Source organism: Streptomyces sp. DT190, from assembly GCF_049846985.1.
GTDB lineage: Bacteria > Actinomycetota > Actinomycetes > Streptomycetales > Streptomycetaceae > Streptomyces.
Window position 1 is genome coordinate 21,188 of sequence record NZ_JBNCNM010000009.1, and the last position, 16,171, is coordinate 37,358.

The 16,171-nt window shown below is 72.4% G+C and carries 15 protein-coding genes; 12 read left to right on the plus strand and 3 right to left on the minus strand.

The window, feature by feature from the left end; genetic code table 11:
- The first annotated feature begins 153 nt into the window (after positions 1 to 153).
- The 7 genes from ACPXCS_RS17620 (at position 154) to era (ending at position 6,123) form a co-directional block, all read left to right on the plus strand.
- A complete protein-coding gene (locus ACPXCS_RS17620) occupies positions 154 to 1,275 on the plus strand; it encodes a carbohydrate kinase family protein (protein WP_425944997.1) in 1,122 nt (373 codons plus the stop codon).
- A gap of 154 nt (positions 1,276 to 1,429) precedes the next feature.
- On the plus strand, positions 1,430 to 2,497 hold the full coding sequence (locus ACPXCS_RS17625; RefSeq protein WP_425944998.1) for a PhoH family protein: 1,068 nt from the start codon (positions 1,430 to 1,432) through the stop codon (positions 2,495 to 2,497).
- A 14-nt stretch (positions 2,498 to 2,511) separates the two neighbouring features.
- Positions 2,512 to 3,009 carry an rRNA maturation RNase YbeY gene (gene ybeY, locus ACPXCS_RS17630; protein ID WP_425944999.1) on the plus strand — a complete coding sequence of 166 codons (498 nt, stop codon included), beginning with the start codon at positions 2,512 to 2,514 and terminating at the stop codon, positions 3,007 to 3,009.
- Between the two features lie 6 nt (positions 3,010 to 3,015).
- Positions 3,016 to 4,320, plus strand: a complete 1,305-nt coding sequence (locus ACPXCS_RS17635) for a hemolysin family protein (RefSeq protein WP_425945000.1) — start codon at positions 3,016 to 3,018, stop codon at positions 4,318 to 4,320.
- Positions 4,317 to 4,676, plus strand: a complete 360-nt coding sequence (locus tag ACPXCS_RS17640) for an MmcQ/YjbR family DNA-binding protein (protein WP_425945001.1) — start codon at positions 4,317 to 4,319, stop codon at positions 4,674 to 4,676. Before ACPXCS_RS17635 ends, ACPXCS_RS17640 begins: the two co-directional genes overlap by 4 nt.
- Positions 4,677 to 4,696: 20 nt before the next feature.
- Entirely contained in the window at positions 4,697 to 5,050 is a 354-nt protein-coding gene (locus tag ACPXCS_RS17645) for a cytidine deaminase (RefSeq protein WP_425945002.1), read from the plus strand.
- Positions 5,051 to 5,169: 119 nt separating this feature from the next.
- On the plus strand, positions 5,170 to 6,123 hold the full coding sequence (gene era, locus ACPXCS_RS17650; protein WP_425945003.1) for a GTPase Era: 954 nt from the start codon (positions 5,170 to 5,172) through the stop codon (positions 6,121 to 6,123).
- A 13-nt stretch (positions 6,124 to 6,136) separates the two neighbouring features.
- Here era and ACPXCS_RS17655 read toward each other — a convergent pair whose 3' ends face one another.
- Genes ACPXCS_RS17655 through ACPXCS_RS17665 form a run of 3 tightly spaced genes read right to left on the minus strand, consistent with a single transcriptional unit; the run spans position 6,137 to position 8,867 of the window.
- A complete protein-coding gene (locus ACPXCS_RS17655; RefSeq protein WP_425945004.1) occupies positions 6,137 to 7,459 on the minus strand; it encodes a GH1 family beta-glucosidase in 1,323 nt (440 codons plus the stop codon).
- Positions 7,460 to 7,518: 59 nt separating this feature from the next.
- Entirely contained in the window at positions 7,519 to 7,785 is a 267-nt protein-coding gene (locus ACPXCS_RS17660) for a protealysin inhibitor emfourin (RefSeq protein ID WP_425945005.1), read from the minus strand.
- Between the two features lie 20 nt (positions 7,786 to 7,805).
- Positions 7,806 to 8,867 (minus strand): M4 family metallopeptidase, encoded by a 1,062-nt coding sequence (locus tag ACPXCS_RS17665; RefSeq protein ID WP_425945006.1) that lies wholly within the window; start codon positions 8,865 to 8,867, stop codon positions 7,806 to 7,808.
- Between the two features lie 322 nt (positions 8,868 to 9,189).
- Here ACPXCS_RS17665 and leuA point away from each other — a divergent pair, with 322 nt between their 5' ends.
- The 5 genes from leuA (at position 9,190) to ACPXCS_RS17690 (ending at position 16,171) form a co-directional block, all read left to right on the plus strand.
- On the plus strand, positions 9,190 to 10,911 hold the full coding sequence (gene leuA, locus ACPXCS_RS17670) for a 2-isopropylmalate synthase (RefSeq protein ID WP_425945007.1): 1,722 nt from the start codon (positions 9,190 to 9,192) through the stop codon (positions 10,909 to 10,911).
- A 186-nt stretch (positions 10,912 to 11,097) separates the two neighbouring features.
- Complete coding sequence (locus tag ACPXCS_RS17675; protein WP_425945008.1) at positions 11,098 to 11,796, plus strand: TerB family tellurite resistance protein; 699 nt, start codon at positions 11,098 to 11,100, stop codon at positions 11,794 to 11,796.
- 327 nt (positions 11,797 to 12,123) lie between these two features.
- Positions 12,124 to 14,214 carry an MMPL family transporter gene (locus ACPXCS_RS17680; protein ID WP_425945009.1) on the plus strand — a complete coding sequence of 697 codons (2,091 nt, stop codon included), beginning with the start codon at positions 12,124 to 12,126 and terminating at the stop codon, positions 14,212 to 14,214.
- Between the two features lie 50 nt (positions 14,215 to 14,264).
- Positions 14,265 to 15,512, plus strand: a complete 1,248-nt coding sequence (locus ACPXCS_RS17685; RefSeq protein WP_425945010.1) for a sensor histidine kinase — start codon at positions 14,265 to 14,267, stop codon at positions 15,510 to 15,512.
- Complete coding sequence (locus ACPXCS_RS17690) at positions 15,509 to 16,171, plus strand: response regulator (RefSeq protein ID WP_425945012.1); 663 nt, start codon at positions 15,509 to 15,511, stop codon at positions 16,169 to 16,171. The genes ACPXCS_RS17685 and ACPXCS_RS17690 overlap by 4 nt, the downstream gene beginning before the upstream one ends.

The following is a 16,171-nucleotide window of genomic DNA, read 5'->3' on the forward strand; positions in this document are numbered from 1 at the left end:
TACCGCGCGCGTAGGCCCGGCGCCCGGGGAAGCGGGGGGCGCGCGGCGGCCGGGCGCGAGCTGACGGGACGGGTGGGGCGGGCGTGATCGGCGTCACGCTGTCGGCGATGTGGTGCAGACTGGCCTGATCCGCACCACGTCAGGGAGCGCATCGTGATCGCGTCCACCGCCCCGGCCGGAAAGGGATCGCACCGTCAGACCCAGGTCGATCCCCTCGCCCCCCTGCGCAGGCCGGACGACCCGCCCTGGGACGTCTACCTCACCGGCACGGTCTTCCTCGACATCGTCTTCACCGGCCTCGACTCCGCCCCGGTGCGCGGGACGGAGTCCTGGGCGCGCGGCATGGGGTCGAGCCCCGGCGGTGTCGCCAACATGGCCACCGCGCTCGCCCGCCTCGGCCTGCGCACGTCCCTCGCCGCGGCCTTCGGCGACGACCACTACGGCGACTACTGCTGGGACGCCCTGGAACACGGCGAGGGCATCGACCTCTCCCCGTCGCGCACCGTGCCCGGCTGGCACTCCCCGGTGACCGTCTCCATGGCGTACGAGGGGGAGCGCACGATGGTCTCGCACGGCCACGAGCCGCCCCCCGAGGAGCCGGCCCCCTCCTGCCCGCCCCGCGCCCGTGCCGCCGTCGCCTCCCTCGCGCCCGGCGTCAGCGCGCCCTGGATCGCCCAGGCCGCGAGCCGCGGCACCCGTGTCTTCGGCGACGTCGGCTGGGACGACACCGGGGCGTGGGATCTCGCCGGCCTGCCCGACCTGCGGCACTGCGAGGCGTTCCTGCCCAACGCGGAGGAGGCCATGCGGTACACGCGCACGGACTGCCCCCGGGCCGCCGCGCACGCCCTGACCGAGTACGTGCCGCTCGCCGTGGTCACCCTCGGGGCGGACGGCGCGTACGCGGTGGACCGGCGCACGGGGGAGACGGCCGAGGTGCCCGCGATCGAGGTCGAGGCGCTCGACCCGACCGGGGCCGGGGACGTGTTCGTCGCCGGGTTCGTGGCCGGGACGCTGGCCGACTGGCCGCTGGCGGACCGGCTGGCCTTCGCCGGGCTGACGGCGGCGCTGTCGGTGCAGGAGTTCGGCGGTTCGCTGTCGGCGCCGGGGTGGTCGGAGATCGCGGCGTGGTGGCGCAGGGTGCAGTCCGTCGAGGGGCAGTCGGCGGCGGCGCTGGAGCGGTACGGGTTCCTGGCCGACCTGGTGCCCGAGGAGCTGGTGCGGCCCTGGCCGCTGCGGCGGGCCGTCCCCACGATCGGGTTCCGCCGCTCGGCCTGACCCCGCGGCCGGGACCCCCCGGGCCCCGGATCGCGACCTCGCTTCCAAAACCCCTACGGCGTTGTCACTTGCCCGTCGTACCCTGGGAGTCGCGAGGCCGCCCTCAGCTACGCGGCCGTGACGAGGAGGAACCGCAGGCCTTCAGCGCCGGCCCATGACTCAGACACCCACAGCTCACACCCCCGCGCAGGAGCAGGCGAGAGCGCAGTTCACCGTCCCCGCCCAACACCCCATGGTGACCGTGCTGGGGTCCGGCGACTCCCTCCTGCGCGTGATCGAGAAGGCCTTCCCGGCGGCCGACATCCACGTCCGGGGCAACGAGATCAGCGCGGCAGGCGACCCGAAGGACGTCGCCCTCATCGCCCGCGTGTTCGACGAGATGATGCTGGTGCTCCGCACCGGACAGCCGATGACGGAGGACGCAGTGGAACGCTCGATCGCCATGCTCAAGGCGAGCGACAGCGGCGAGAGCGACGGCCAGGAGACCCCGGCCCAGGTGCTCACGCAGAACATCCTGTCCTCGCGCGGCCGCACGATCCGCCCCAAGACGCTCAACCAGAAGCGCTACGTGGACGCGATCGACAAGCACACGATCGTCTTCGGCATCGGCCCGGCCGGCACCGGCAAGACGTACCTGGCGATGGCCAAGGCGGTGCAGGCCCTGCAGTCCAAGCAGGTCAACCGCATCATCCTGACCCGCCCGGCGGTCGAGGCCGGCGAGCGCCTCGGCTTCCTGCCCGGCACGCTCTACGAGAAGATCGACCCGTACCTGCGCCCGCTGTACGACGCGCTGCACGACATGCTCGACCCGGACTCGATCCCGCGGCTGATGGCGGCGGGCACGATCGAGGTCGCGCCGCTCGCCTACATGCGCGGCCGCACGCTCAACGACGCCTTCATCATCCTGGACGAGGCCCAGAACACGAGCCCCGAGCAGATGAAGATGTTCCTCACCCGCCTCGGCTTCGACTCGAAGATCGTGATCACGGGTGACGTGACGCAGGTCGACCTGCCCGACGGCACGAAGTCCGGTCTGCGGCAGGTCCAGGACATCCTGGACGGCGTGGAGGACGTGCACTTCTCGCGGCTGTCGTCCCAGGACGTCGTCCGGCACAGGCTGGTGGGCCGTATCGTCGACGCGTACGAGAAGTACGACACGAAGCACGGCACCGAGAACGGCGCGCACAAGGGCCGCGGCAAGGCCGGGCACAAGGGGAAGTAGACACACACAGCACCATGTCGATCGACGTCAACAACGAGTCCGGAACCGAGGTCGACGAGCAGGCGATCCTCGACATCGCCCGCTACGCACTCGCGCGGATGCGCATCCACCCGCTCTCCGAGCTCTCGGTGATCGTCGTGGACGCGGCCGCCATGGAGCAGCTCCACATCCAGTGGATGGACCTCCCCGGCCCGACGGATGTCATGTCGTTCCCGATGGACGAGCTGCGCCCGCCGTCCAAGGACGACGACGAGCCGCCGCAGGGGCTGCTCGGCGACATCGTGCTGTGCCCCGAGGTCGCCGAGAAGCAGGGCAGGGAAGCGGACACGCAGCACTCCATGGACGAGGAGCTCCAGCTCCTCACCGTCCACGGTGTGCTGCACCTGCTCGGCTACGACCACGAGGAACCGGACGAGAAGGCCGAGATGTTCGGCCTCCAGGCGGCCATCGTGGACGGCTGGCGCGCGGAGCGGGGCCTGACCGGCCCGTCCCCGGCGCCGACGGTCTCGTAGCCGCCGATGAGTCCGCAACTCGCCCTGGGCGCCGTCGCCCTGGTGGTCGTGGCCTGGCTCGCCGCCTGCGCGGAGGCGGGCCTCGCGCGCGTCTCCAGCTTCCGCGCCGAGGAGGCCGTGCGCTCGGGCCGCCGCGGCAGCGCCAAGCTCTCCCAGGTCGCCGCCGACCCGACCCGCTACCTCAACGTGGCGCTGCTGGTCCGTGTCGCCTGCGAGATGGCCGCCGCCGCGCTGATCACCTACGGCTGCCTGCAGGAGTTCGACGGCACCACACAGGCCCTGCTGATCGCCATCGCGGTCATGGTCCTCGTGTCGTACGTCGCCGTCGGGGTCTCGCCGCGCACCATCGGCCGCCAGCACCCGCTGAACACGGCGACGGTCTCGGCGTACGTGCTGGTGCCGCTGGCCCGGATCATGGGCCCGATCCCGTCGCTGCTGATCCTCATCGGCAACGCGCTCACGCCCGGCAAGGGCTTCCGGCGCGGCCCGTTCGCCTCCGAGGCGGAGCTGCGCGCGCTGGTCGACCTCGCCGAGAAGGAGTCCCTCATCGAGGACGAGGAGCGCCGCATGGTGCACTCCGTCTTCGAGCTGGGCGACACCCTGGTCCGCGAGGTCATGGTGCCGCGCACGGACCTGGTGGTCATCGAGCGCTTCAAGACCATCCGCCAGGCCCTCACCCTCGCCCTGCGCTCGGGCTTCTCGCGCATACCGGTCACCGGCGAGAGCGAGGACGACATCGTCGGGATCGTGTACCTGAAGGACCTGGTCCGCAAGACGCACATCAGCCGCGACGCCGAGTCCGAGCAGGTGTCCACCGCCATGCGCCCGGCGTTCTTCGTGCCCGACACCAAGAACGCCGGCGACCTGCTGCGCGAGATGCAGAAGGAACGCAACCACGTCGCCGTCGTCATCGACGAGTACGGCGGCACGGCCGGCATCGTCACCATCGAGGACATCCTGGAGGAGATCGTCGGCGAGATCACCGACGAGTACGACCGGGAACTGCCGCCGGTGGAGGACCTCGGCGAGGACCGCTTCCGTGTCACCGCCCGCCTCGACATCGGCGACCTGGGCGAGCTGTACGGCCTGGAGGAGTACGACGACGAGGACGTCGAGACGGTCGGCGGTCTGCTCGCCAAGGCCCTGGGCCGGGTGCCCATCGCCGGGGCGTCGTCCGTGGTGGCCCTCCCCGACGGCCGGGAACTGCGCCTGACCGCGGAGGCCGCGGCCGGCCGCCGGAACAAGATCGTGACCGTGCTCGCCGAGCCGGTCGAGCCGCCGGAGCCGCCGCAGGAGGAGAAGCCGGAGTGACCCCCCAGGAGCTGCGCGCGTTCTGCCTGTCCTTCAACGCGGCGGAGGAGGACTTCCCCTTCGGCCCGGAGATCTCCGTGTTCAAGGTGCGGGGCAAGCTGTTCGCCCTGTCCTTCCTGGACGCGCGCCCCCTGAAGGTCAACCTCAAGTGCGACCCCGACGAGGCGGTCCGCCTGCGCGGCGAGCACGAAGGGCTCATCGTGCCGGGCTGGCACATGAACAAGCGCCACTGGAACACCGTCACCGCCGACGGAGACCTCCCCGACCGGTTGGTCAGGGAGCTGATCGAGGACTCCTACGACCTCGTGGTGGCCGGCCTGCCGCGAGCGGACCGCCTCCGACTCGACCGCCCCTGACGCTTCCGTATGCTCGGATCATGACCGACAGCAGCGCGCTCGACCCCGAGGACCGCAAGATCGTCACCCTGGCCCGTTCCGCGCGGGCCCGCAACGGCGTCCCCGAGGGGGCGGCCGTACGGGACGAGACCGGACGCACCTATGTCGCGGGCACGGTGGCCCTGGACTCCCTGCAGCTCAGCGCCCTGCGCACGGCGGTGGCGATGGCGGTGGCCTCGGGGGCGCGGTCGCTGGAGGCGGCGGCCGTGGTCACCGAGGCGCAGTCGGTCTCCGACGAGGACCGGGCGGCCGTGCGGGACCTCGGCAGCGCGCAGACGCCGGTGCTGCTTGCGGGGCTCGACGGGACGGTCCGCAGCACGGTCACCGCCGGCTGAACTCCGCTGTCACCGGACCCGTGCGGGTGCGACCGGGGCGAGGCGGCCCCGGAGCCCATGACGGCGGGTGTGCGGGGCGCGGTGCGGAGGGGTCGGTTGGATCAGGGAGAATGGGCGGCATGAGCGTTCGTATGCAGTCATCCCAAGAGTCGGGCGAGACCGTCCACCGTGCCGGCTTCGCCTGCTTCGTGGGCCGCCCCAACGCGGGCAAGTCCACGCTGACGAACGCTCTGGTCGGGCAGAAGGTGGCGATCACCTCGAACCGGCCGCAGACCACGCGGCACACCGTGCGGGGCATCGTGCACCGGCCGGACGCGCAGCTGATCCTGGTGGACACCCCGGGACTGCACAAGCCGCGCACCCTGCTGGGCGAGCGCCTGAACGACGTGGTGCGCACCACCTGGGCCGAGGTCGACGTGATCGGCTTCTGCCTGCCGGCGAACGAGAAGATCGGTCCGGGTGACCGTTTCATCGCCAAGGAGCTCGCGGGCATCAAGAAGTCGCCGAAGGTCGCGATCGTCACCAAGACGGACCTGGTCGACAGCAAGGCCCTGGCCGAGCAGCTCATCGCGATCGACCAGCTCGGCAAGGAGCTGGGCATGGAGTGGGCGGAGATCGTCCCGGTGTCGGCGGTCGGCGACCAGCAGGTCGAGCTGCTGGCGGACCTGCTGATCCCGATGCTCCCGGAGGGCCCCGCCCTCTATCCCGAGGGCGACCTGACGGACGAGCCCGAGCAGGTCATGGTGGCCGAGCTGATCCGCGAGGCGGCCCTGGAGGGCGTCCGCGACGAGCTGCCGCACTCCATCGCGGTCGTGGTGGAGGAGATGCTCCCGCGCGAGGACCGCCCCGCCGACAAGCCCCTCCTCGACATCCACGCCAACCTCTTCATCGAGCGCCCCAGCCAGAAGGGCATCGTCATCGGCCCCAAGGGCAAGCGCCTGAAGGAGGTCGGCATCAAGTCCCGCAAGCAGATCGAGGCGCTGCTGGGCACGCCGGTCTTCCTGGACCTGCACGTCAAGGTCGCCAAGGACTGGCAGCGGGACCCCAAGCAGCTGCGGCGGCTGGGGTTCTGAGGGCCGGGCCCTCTCACCGGGGTCCCGTCTGCTCCCGCAGCACGTCCCGGAACCACCGGTAGGACGCCTTGGGCGTGCGCCTGAGGGTCTCGAAGTCGACGTGGACGAGGCCGAAGCGGCGTGCGTAGCCCTCCGCCCACTCGAAGTTGTCGAGCAGCGACCAGACGAAGTACCCGCGCACGTCGACGCCCGCCTCCACCGCCCGGTGCAGGGCCCGGAGATGACCGTCCAGATAGGCGATGCGCTCCGGGTCGTCCACGCCGGGGTACGCGCAGCCGTTCTCGGTGATGACGACCGGCGGGAGGCGGTCGCCGTAGCGGTCGCGGAACGAGGTGAGGAGCTCGGTGAGGCCCTCCGGTACGACCGGCCAGCCGAAGTCGGTGACCGGGCGGCCCTCGATCGGCCGCACGGAGAAGGGCAGTTCCGCCGGCATCGTGACCCCGCCGAAGTCGATCTCCGTCCCCCGCGGTGCGCCCACCCGCGTCGGGGCGTAGTAGTTGACGCCGTACCAGTCGATCGGCTCGGCGATCACCCGCAGATCCGCCTCGACGTCCCCGGGCAGCAGTGCCTCGATGCCGTCCGGGTAGCGGCCCAGCAGCAGCGGGTCGGCGAACAGGCGGTTCAGCAGCAGGTCGTAGAAGTCCGCCGCCTCCAGGTCGGCCGCCTCGGCCGAGGCCGCCCAGGTCGGGCCGTGGGAGTTGGCGATGCCGATGTCCGTGGCGCCCGCGGCGCGCAGGGCGCGGACGGCCAGGCCGTGGGCGAGCAGCTGGTGGTGGGCGACCGGCAGGGCGTCGAACAGCAGCCGCCTGCCCGGCGCGTGCACCCCCAGGGCGTGGCCCAGCAGGGTGTGTTCGGCCGGCTCGTTGAGGGTGATCCACCGGGACACACGGTCGCCGAGCCGGCCGGCGACCAGCTCGACGTACTCGGCGAACCGCGCGGCGGTGTCCCGGTCGAGCCAGTCCAGGTCCACGGGCAGGTCCCAGTGGAACAGCGTCGGCACCGGGCGGACGCCCGCCGCGCACAGGTCGTCCACCAGCCGGTCGTAGAAGTCCAGGCCCCCTGCGGAGCGCACGCGCGGCCAGGAGACCGAGAAGCGGTAGGCGTTCACGCCCAGGTCCGCCAGGAGCGCCACGTCCTCGCGGTGGCGGTGGAAGTGGTCGCAGGCCACGGCCGCCGTCGAGCCGTCCCCGACCCGCCCCGGCTCGGCCGTGAAGGCGTCCCACACGGACGGTTCGCGCAGCTCGGCCGCGCCCTCGATCTGGTGCGCCGAGGTCGACACGCCCCACAGGAAGCCGGGCGGGAAGCGGGGGATCGGAGTGCCTGCGTCAGTCGCCATGCGCCGGATCATCCGTACCGTCGGTAACGGAAGTCAACGGCCTCGCCGGTAAACGGCCGTTACGCCCCCTCCTTCAGTACGCGCGAGATCAGCGCGCGCTGTTCGCCGGTCAGCCGCGGATCGGCCGCGTACACGGTCCGTCCGTCCACGGTGATCTGGTAGGCGAACCCGTCCGGGACCCCGACCGGCGGCGTGGTCCGGCCGTCGGCCAGCGCCCGCTCGGCCAGCGCGTGCCACTCGGCGGCATCGGAGCGGCCCGAGGTGTCCACCTCGGCGTGCCGCTCGATGCCCGCGAAACCGCCCGTGCGCCGCACCTGAATACGCATGGCACCTGTCTAGTACGGAACTACAGCGTCCGCACCCCGACCTGCTCCCAGGCCTTCGACACGGCGTCGAGCTCCTCGCCGTCGCCGAAGCGCTCCCGGGCGGCCTTGACGGTGAGGGTGGCGAAGTCGGCGAACAGCGCCTGCTCCTTCAGCTCGCCACCGGTCAGCACGTCGTACCAGACCTGGCCCGCCCGCTCCCAGGCGTGCCCGCCGAGGGCCGTCGCGGCGAGGTAGAAGGCGTGGTTGGGGATGCCCGAGTTGATGTGGACGCCGCCGTTGTCGCGGCCGGTGCGGACGAAGTCGTCCATGGTGGCCGGCTGCGGGTCCTTGCCGAGCACGTCGTCGTCGTACGCCGTGCCCGGCTCCTTCATGGAGCGCAGCGCCGTGCCCGTCACGCGAGGTGCGAGCAGTCCGGCGCCGATCAGCCAGTCGGCCTCGGCGGCGGTCTGGCCGAGCGTGTACTGCTTGATCAGCGCGCCGAAGACGTCCGACAGGGACTCGTTGAGCGCCCCGGGCTGGCCGAAGTAGGTGAGGTTGGCCGTGTACTGCGTGACGCCGTGCGCGAGTTCGTGGCCGATGACGTCGATCGGGATGGTGAAGTCCAGGAAGATCTCGCCGTCCCCGTCGCCGAAGACCATCTGCTCGCCGTTCCAGAAGGCGTTGTTGTAGTCGCGGTCGTAGTGCACGGTCGCGTTCAGCGGCAGGCCGCTGCCGTCGATCGAGTCGCGCCCGAACGCCCGCAGGAACAGCTCGAAGGTCGCGCCGAGCCCGGCGTGGGCCCGGTTGACCGTGGCGTCCTTGCCGGGGGCGTCGCCCTCGCCGCGGACCTTGTGGCCGGGCAGGTCGGTGCCGTGCCGGGCGTCGTGGATCGTGCGCCGCGGCCTGCCGTCGGCGGCCGAGGGCACGGCGGTGGCGCCGAGGACGGTGGTCAGGCGGCGCTGGGTGCGCTCGTAGGCGTCGCGCTGCAGGGTGCGGCGGGCGGCACCGGCGAGGGCCGGGTCGTCGGCCTGGGCGAGCTTGTCGAGGACATGAGGCGGGACGATGGTGCAGAAGACGGGCTCGAAGCCCCCGTGAGTCGTCATGCCCGGCACCCTTGCACTGCGTGACGAGACTGTCACTAGTGGCCACCATGATTGGTGAAATACCGGGACAACGGACTTCACTCTCCGTAGTGAAGTGGTATAGCGCACTTTTTGTCCCGTTTGGGCGCCGGGTCCCGCATACTGATACGACCCCACGCGCAGAGAGGGGCTCGGCTAGCATGCTGCGCATCATGCGTTTCGGGCTGCTTCTCCTTAGCTGCCGCGGCGAGGGCCTGTAGTCGAGGCCGACTCCCTCCCCGCGGAGCTTGGTGCTGCGTCGTCGGCCGTCCTTCCGGACACCCTCTGAGGAGCCCACAGCATCATGGCGAACCGCCAGCAGCCCAGTTCCATGCCGATCCACAAGTACGGCCGCTACGAGCAGGTCGACATCCCGGACCGCACCTGGCCGGACCAGCGCATCACCACCGCCCCCCGCTGGCTCTCCACCGACCTGCGCGACGGCAACCAGGCCCTGATCGACCCCATGTCGCCCGCCCGCAAGCGCGCCATGTTCGACCTGCTGGTCAAGATGGGCTACAAGGAGATCGAGGTCGGCTTCCCCGCCTCGGGCCAGACGGACTTCGACTTCGTACGCTCCATCATCGAGGAGCCGGGGGCCATCCCCGACGACGTCACCATCTCCGTGCTGACCCAGGCCCGCGAGGACCTGATCGAGCGCACCGTGGAGTCCCTGAAGGGCGCCAGGCGGGCGACGGTCCACCTGTACAACGCCACCGCTCCGGTCTTCCGCCGGGTCGTCTTCCGCGGCTCCAGGGACGACATCAAGCAGATCGCCGTCGACGGCACCCGCCTGGTCATGGAGTACGCGGAGAAACTGCTGGGCCCCGAGACCGAGTTCGGCTACCAGTACAGCCCCGAGATCTTCACCGACACCGAGCTGGACTTCGCGCTGGAGGTCTGCGAGGCGGTCATGGACGTCTGGCAGCCCGGCCCGGGCCGCGAGATCATCCTCAACCTGCCCGCCACCGTGGAGCGCTCCACCCCCTCGACCCACGCCGACCGCTTCGAGTGGATGGGCCGCAACCTCTCCCGCCGCGAGCACGTCTGCCTGTCGATCCACCCGCACAACGACCGCGGCACCGCCGTCGCCGCCGCCGAGCTGGCCCTGATGGCCGGCGCCGACCGCGTCGAGGGCTGCCTGTTCGGCCAGGGCGAGCGCACCGGCAACGTCGACCTGGTCACCCTGGGCATGAACCTCTTCTCCCAGGGCGTCGACCCGCAGATCGACTTCTCCGACATCGACGAGATCCGCCGTACGTGGGAGTACTGCAACCAGATGGAGGTCCACCCGCGCCACCCGTACGTGGGCGACCTGGTCTACACGTCCTTCTCCGGCTCCCACCAGGACGCCATCAAGAAGGGCTTCGACGCCATGGAGGCCGAGGCGCAGGCCAAGGGCGTCACCGTCGACGACATCGAGTGGGCCGTCCCCTACCTGCCCATCGACCCCAAGGACGTCGGCCGCTCCTACGAGGCGGTCATCCGGGTCAACTCGCAGTCCGGCAAGGGCGGTATCGCCTACGTCCTGAAGAACGACCACAAGCTGGACCTGCCGCGCCGGATGCAGATCGAGTTCTCCAAGCTCATCCAGGCCAAGACCGACGCCGAGGGCGGCGAGGTCACGCCGAAGGACATCTGGGCCGTCTTCCAGGACGAGTACCTGCCCAACCCCGACAACCCCTGGGGCCGGATCCAGGTCAAGAACAACCAGTCGACCACCGACACCGACGGCGTGGACACGCTGCAGGTGGAGGCCACGGTCGACGGCCGGGACACCGTCCTGACCGGTTCCGGCAACGGCCCCATCTCGGCGTTCTTCGACGCCCTGCAGTCCGTCGGCATCGACGTACGCCTGCTGGACTACCAGGAGCACACGATGAGCGAGGGCGCCTCCGCGCAGGCCGCCTCCTACATCGAATGCGCCATCGACGGCAAGGTCCTGTGGGGGATCGGAATCGACGCGAACACCACGCGCGCCTCGCTGAAGGCCGTCGTCTCGGCCGTCAACCGCGCGACGCGCTGACCAGCCCTGGAGGCGGTTTGAGGGCTCCGTCCGCCGATGTCCGGCGGGCGGAGCCCCGTCACATACCGGCCAATTGCTGTGAGGGTCACGGAAAGGTCTCCTCCGGGGTGCTGACTCCTCCTCGTGGATGTGGCTAACATCACGCAAGCGCGGCGACGTTGCCGTGCGGCGTGACGGAGGTGCGACGTGCTGCCAGGACGGGGACGAAACGGCCGTGCCGCCGGGCTTGCCCGCATCCTGGGCACCCGTACCGCGTGGACGGCCGCGGGCGACGGGGAGTTCTTCTGCCCCGGCTGCGGCGGTGACCGCAACTACCAGCGGCTGACCGGACAGCGCCGCTTCACCCTGCTCGGCGTGCCCGTGCTGCCGCGCGGCGAGACCGGCCCGGTCGTGGAGTGCGCCGCCTGCCGCCGCCACTTCGGCACGGACGTGCTCGACCACCCGACCACGATCCGCTTCTCGGCGATGCTCCGCGACGCCGTGCACACCGTCGCCCTCGCGGTGCTGGCCGCGGGCGGCGCCGGATCCCGCACCGCGCTGGAGACGGCGGTGCTCGCCGTGCGCGCGGCCGGCTTCGACGACTGCACCGAGGAGCAACTGGCCGCCCTGGTCGAGGCGCTGGCGGCGGACACCGGCCGTATCACCGGCGAACCCTGCGGCGCCGGGCTGGCCATAGAGCTCCACGAGGCCCTCGACCCGCTCGCCCCGCACCTCGCCACCGTCGGCCGCGAGTCGATCCTGCTGCAGGGCGCCCGCATCGCCCTGGCGGACGGACCGTACACCCCGGCCGAGCGGGACGTGCTGGCGACGGTCGGAGCGGCGCTCACGATCTGCTCCGACGACGTGACCCGCCTGCTGGCGGCGGCGGCCCGCACCCCGTCCTGACCGAGCGCGGTCCCTACGCAGTCCTGACCGACCGCGGCCCTTACGCCGTCCCGGCCGAACGCAGTGGGGCGGTCGTGCGGAGGAGGGCCGCGGGCCCCGGCCGGTTCGGTTCCGCGCGGTGGGCCGGACGACGATCTCGTTCACGTCGACGTCGGCCGGCTGCGCGACGGCGAACGCGGCGGGCCGCGGTACTCCCGGGGGAGTAACCCCGCCTCCGCACCGCCCCCCGCAGTAACCCCCGGCTCGGTCTCACGCCCGACGTGCCGGGCCCCGCCGGCCGGGAGTCTGGAGTGCGTTCCAGACACCCGACCGGAGGGAGCCGGACCGATGGGGGCCACAAGGACGCGTACGGGGCGGGGGCGGGCCGTGCCCTGGGTGGTGGCGGGGCTGTGGATCGCCGCGCTGGTGCTGCTCGGGCCGCTCGCCGGGAAGTTCGGCGACATCCAGCAGAACCGCGCGGTCGACTACCTGCCCGACAGCGCCGACTCGACCCAGGTGGCGCGCGTTCAGGACGCCCTGCCGGGCGGCGAGTCGACCGACCTGGTGCTGGTGTACCACCGCGGCGGGGGACTGACCGGCGCCGACCGGCTCACGGCCGCCGAGCAGCTCGCCGAGGTGCGCGGCGCCTACGACCTGGCGGGTGAGCCGCGCGGCATCCCCTCCCGGGACGGCTCCACCCTGATGTACCCGGTCTCCAGCACGCAGCCCGGCCAGGACGAGGAGGCCCGGGACGCGTTCGTCGAGGGCGTGCGCGACATCGCCGAGGGCGGGGGCGGACTGAGCGTCGAGGTCGGCGGCCCCGGGGCGCTGAACACCGACATGAACAAGGTCTTCGAGACGCTCGACGCCACCTTGCTGCTGGCCACCCTCGGCGTCGTCACCGTCCTGCTCGTCCTCATCTACCGCAGCCCCTTCCTGTGGCTGGTCCCGCTCGCCGTCGCGGGCGTCGCCGCCGCCGTGGCCATGGCCGCCGGCTACGGACTGCACGCCCTGTTCGACGTCACCGTCACCGGACAGAGCGGCGGCGTGATGACCGTGCTCGTCCTCGGCGCCGGCACCGACTACGCGCTGCTGATCGTCTCCCGCTACCGCGAGGAACTGCGCCGCCACGAGCGGCCCTACGACGCCATGCGCACCGCCCTGCGCGGCTGCGGGCCGGCCGTCCTCGCTTCCTCCGGGACCGTCGCGGCGGGGCTGCTGTGCCTGCTCGCCGCCGACCTCAACAGCAGCCGCGGCATGGGCCCCGTCGGCATGGTCGGCGTGCTCGCGGCGCTGGCCGCCATGACGACGCTGCTGCCCGCGGTGCTGGTGCTGCTCGGGCGCCGGGTCTTCTGGCCGCTGATCCCCGCGTTCGGCAGCGAGCCGAAGGCCCGGCGGTCGCTGTTCGCCGCGATGGGCACCTCGGCGACGCGCCGGCCCGCCGCCGTGCTCGCCGGTGGCGGCGTCCTGCTCGGGGCGCTCGCGCTCGGCACGCTCAACCTGTCCGGCAGCGTCAAGCAGGAGGACTCCTTCACCGAGCGGCCCGAGTCGATCACCGCGATGCGGACGCTGGCCCGGGAGTACCCCGAGCGCAGCAGCCGGCCCGTGACCGTCATCGCCCCCGAGGGCAGGGCCGCGGCGGTGCTGGACCGGGCCCGGGCGACCGACGGTGTCGCCGAGGCGGTCCCGGGGCGCAGCGGCGGGGGCTGGACCGAGATCGCCGTCTTCACCACCGCGCCGCCGGAGACGGCGGCCGAGACCCGCACCATCGAGGCCCTGCGTGGCGGGCTCGACCCGCAGGGCGCGCACGTCGGCGGGCCCAGCGCCCAGCAGATCGACCTCGCCGCCGCGGAGGCGCGGGACCGCAAGGTGATCGTGCCGCTGGTGCTCGCCGCGGTGTTCGTCATCCTGGTCGGGCTCCTGCGCAGTCTGGTCGCGCCGCTGCTGCTGCTGGTGGCGGTGGTCGCGGTGTGGGGCGCGGCGCTCGGCATCGGAGGGCTGGTGTTCGAGCCGGTGCTCGGCTTCGGCGGGACGGATCCGGGGCTCGGGCTGCTGTCGTTCGTGTTCCTGGTCGCCCTCGGGGTCGACTACGGCATCTTCCTGATGCACCGGATGCGGGAGGAGTCCGTGAAGGGGGCCGAGCCGGAGGCGGCGGCGCTGACCGCGCTGCGCACGACCGGCGGGGTGATCGCCTCGGCGGGGGTGGTGCTGGCGGCGACGTTCGCGGTGCTGACGACCCTGCCGATGGTCGGTCTGGTCGAGCTCGGGTTCGTCATCGCGGTGGGGGTGCTGCTGGACACGTTCCTGGTGCGGACGTACCTGGTGACGACGGCGAGTGTGCTGCTGAAACGGCGCATGTGGTGGCCGGGCCGGCTCGCGCGGGCACCGCTGCGGACACCCGCGCGGGAGGGCGAGCCCGTGGCCGCGCACGCCCCCTGACCGGCCGACGGCGTCCCTCCCCTCCCGGAAGGACGCCCTCCGCGCCGAGGATGATGCCCGTGCAGCACTCCACGTCCCCGAGTCGGTCGCGTCCCGCCGAGCGGATCATGGCCGTGATCAACCGCGACCCCCTGACCGCCCCGCACGCCGTCCGCAACGACACCCTGCTCGCCCTCGCCGCTGCGGCGCTCGCGGCCGGGATCGCGCTGTTCGTCGACGACGGGCGCCGGCCCGACGCGCTCGGCTGGGCGCTGCTGCTCGCGAGCCACGTGCCGCTGCCGTGGCGGCGGCGCCGGCCGCTGCTCGTGCTGCTGCTGATCGTGGCCTGCGTCGCGCCGTACCACGCCCTGGACAACGTCCACGCCGCGCCCAGCCCGGGCACCTACATCGCCCTCTACACCGTCGCCGTCACCGGCCGCCCGCTGCGTGCCGTCCTGGTCGGAGCCGGGGTCGTCGGCCTCTCCGTCAGCGTGATGCTCACCGTCAGCACCCACGAGGCCCTGGAGGTGCTGAAGATCTCCGGCTGGGTGGTCGCCGTGCTGTTCTGCGGCGTCGACGTGCGCTTCTACCGCCAGTACGTCGCCTCCATCGTGGAGCGCGCCGAACGGGCCGAACGCACCCGCGAGGAGGAGGCCCGGCGGCGCGTCGCCGAGGAGCGGCTGCGGATCGCCCGGGACCTGCACGACCTGCTGGCCCACAGCATCACCCTCATCGGCGTGCAGACCTCCGTCGCCGCGCACGTGCTGGCCGCCGACCCCGAGCGGCTGGACCGGGAGACGGTCGCCAAGGCCCTCGACGACATCGCCGGGACCTGCCGCAGCGCCCGGGGCGAACTCCGCACGACGCTGGAGGTGCTGCGCGCGCACGAGGCCGCGCAGGACGGCGGGGACGCCCGCGGCCCGCTGCCCGGCCTGGACGGGCTGCCCGACCTGGCGCGGGCCGCGCGGCTGGCCGGTGCCCGGGTCGAGCAGAGCGTACGGATCCGGCACGTGCCGCCCGCCGTCGGCGCCGCCGCCTACCGCATCGTGCAGGAGGCCCTCACCAACGCCGTACGGCACGCCGGACCCGGACCGGCCGTCCGGGTCGAGCTGGACGAACGGGAGGGCGCCCTGCACCTGTCGGTCAGCGACGACGGCGCCGGGCCGGCCCCGGGCGGCACCCCGGGCTTCGGGCTCGTCGGGATGCGGGAGCGGGCCCGCAGCGTGGGTGGCACACTCGACGCCGGACCACGGGCCGGGGGCGGTTTCGAGGTGACGGCGGTCCTGCCGCTGACCACGACGGGGGAGAGGACCGGATGACCATACGGGTGCTGCTCGCGGACGACCAGACACTGGTGCGCGAGGCGTTCGCGATGCTCGTGGAGTCGGCCCGGGACATGGCGGTCGTCGGGCAGGCCGCCACCGGCCGGCAGGCCGTGGCGCTGGCCCGCAGCGCGCGCGCCGACCTCGTGGTGATGGACATCCGCATGCCCGACCTGGACGGCATCGAGGCGACCCGGCTCATCGCGGCCGACGAGGACCTCGCGGGGGTCCGGGTGCTCGTGCTGACCACGTACGACACCGACGAGAACATCGTGGACGCGCTGCGCGCCGGCGCCTCCGGGTTCCTGGTCAAGGACACCCGGCCGGCCGAACTCCTGGACGCCATCCGGACGGTCGCGGCCGGTGAGGCCCTGCTGTCGCCGGGGCCCACGGCACGGCTGATCGAGCGGTTCCTGCGCAGCCCCTCGCCGCCGGTGACCGGCGGGCCCGAGTGCCTGTCCGACCGCGAGCGGGAGGTGCTCACGCTGGTCGCGCGCGGCCTCAACAACACCGAGATCGCCGATGCGTTGGGCCTGAGCCCGCTGACCGCGAAGACCCACGTCAGCCGCATCATGGGCAAACTCGCGGCGCGGGACCGGGCCCAGCTGGTCATCGTCGCCTACGAGTCGGGGATGGTGACGCCGGGGAGCATCTGA